General features: G+C 66.1%; 1 protein-coding gene and 3 pseudogenes. 1 reads left to right on the top strand and 3 read right to left on the bottom strand.

From position 1 onward, the window contains the following. Nucleotides 1-160: pseudogene (locus KZA10_RS14660) on the top strand (integrase core domain-containing protein); the annotation flags it as partial. Here the strand turns inward: KZA10_RS14660 and pip are convergent. The 3 genes and pseudogenes from pip to KZA10_RS14675 all read right to left on the bottom strand — a co-directional run. Beyond that, a pseudogene (gene pip, locus KZA10_RS14665) lies at nt 110-895 on the bottom strand (prolyl aminopeptidase); the annotation flags it as partial. The pseudogenes KZA10_RS14660 and pip sit on opposite strands and share 51 nt — an antisense overlap. 66 nt (nt 896-961) lie before the next feature. Continuing rightward, on the bottom strand, nt 962-1,432 hold the full coding sequence (locus KZA10_RS14670; protein ID WP_308289686.1) for a neutral zinc metallopeptidase: 471 nt from the start codon (nt 1,430-1,432) through the stop codon (nt 962-964). Nucleotides 1,433-1,464: 32 nt separating this feature from the next. Continuing rightward, nucleotides 1,465-1,591 (bottom strand): annotated as a pseudogene (locus KZA10_RS14675) (biliverdin-producing heme oxygenase); the annotation flags it as partial.

Raw genomic sequence — 1,591 nt, forward strand, 5'->3', positions numbered from 1 at the left:
TGGCAAGATCGAGCGGTTCCATCGCACCCTCGCCGACGGCTGGGCCTACGCACGCTTCTACGGATCAGAATCCGAACGCCGAGCCGCGCTACCCGCCTGGCTACACACCTACAATCATCACAGGCACGGCGATCAGCTGTCCCTCTTCCCACCAGCCTCGATGGACGAAGAAGTGGTTCTCCATGCGAGCGAAAGCGGTGGCCTTCACCGGGTCGGACATCGCCTCGATCTGCGCAGCGTTCGGCGTCAGCGTGACGGTCGACGCCTCCCAGGTCGACCAGGCGACCGCCGCCGGCACGTGCACGGCGGGGTCGGGATCGAACAGTCGGCGGTGATACGCCTCGATCATGTGCGACCGCTCCAGCAGCGGGATCGGCGCGATGAAGCTCTCCCAGAGATCAGGGAACAGGGCGGCGGCACCGCCCTCGTAGAACCACTCGAGCTCGACCCTGCGCAGCGTGAAGATCCCCCGGAGCACCAGCTCGGTCACGGCATCCGGGTGCGCCTGTGCGTAGGCGAGGGCCAGGGCGCTGCCCCACGATCCGCCGAACACCTGCCATCTCGCGATGCCGAGATTCTTGCGCAGGAGTTCGATGTCGGCGATCAGATGAGCCGTCGTGATGTGACGGAAGTCGGCATCCGGGGCGCTCGCGTGCGGTGTGCTCTTGCCGCAGCCGCGCTGATCGAGCAGCACGATGCGGTAGCGCTTCGGGTCGAAGAACTGCCGCTGCCACGGCGAGGTTCCGCTCCCCGGACCGCCGTGCAGGAACACCACGGGTTTGCCCTCGGGGTTGCCGCTGACCTCCCAATAGACGCGGTGGCCGTCGCCGACGAGCAGTTCCCCCGTCTCGTACGGTTCGATCGGTGGATAAAGTGCATCCGTCTTCTTCATCATCGGCCCCCCAGCCGGTCGTGCTGACTGCTTCGTCAACGGTAGCGGACGTTCACTCGTGTGCCGGGATCACGGATCCAGCTGGTCAGCGGGAAGGGTCAGCGCCTGCTCGCAGACTCCCAGTCCGTTCTGGTAGCCCTCGGCGAACCAGCGCTGCCGCTGCTCGCTGGAGCCGTGCGTCCAGCTCTCCGGGTTCGAGAACCCCGACTGCGCCTGGATGCTGTCGTCACCGACCGCCGAAGCCGCGTTCAGGGCATCTTCGATCTGCTGTTCCGTCGGCGCGATCAGGTAGGGGTCGCCGTCGGCATCCGTCTGCTCCGTCATCCGTCCGAGCCATGCACCGGCGTAGCAGTCGGCCTGCAGCTCGATCCGCACGCCGTTGCTGCCGGGACCGGTCCCGTTGTTCGGGTATCGATCCATGTAGCCGGTGATGTTCTGGATGTGGTGGCCCCACTCGTGACCGACGATGTAGAGCTGCGCGAGATCGCCGGCCGATGCTCCGAACTGCTGCTGCATGAGCTGGAAGAACGTGGGGTCCACGTACACGTTCTCCTCGGGCGGGCAGTAGAACAGAGCAGGAACTCGAGGTCGGCCTCCAGCGCGGGGAGTCGGGTGAGCTTGTCGGTGATGAAGACCGAGGCCACCGGATCCTGACGCATGCGCTCGCCCGCGCCCTCGAGCGCCTCGTAGATGAAGTAG

Source organism: Microbacterium sp. BF1, from assembly GCF_019279095.1.
In the GTDB taxonomy this organism is placed as follows: domain Bacteria; phylum Actinomycetota; class Actinomycetes; order Actinomycetales; family Microbacteriaceae; genus Microbacterium; species Microbacterium maritypicum.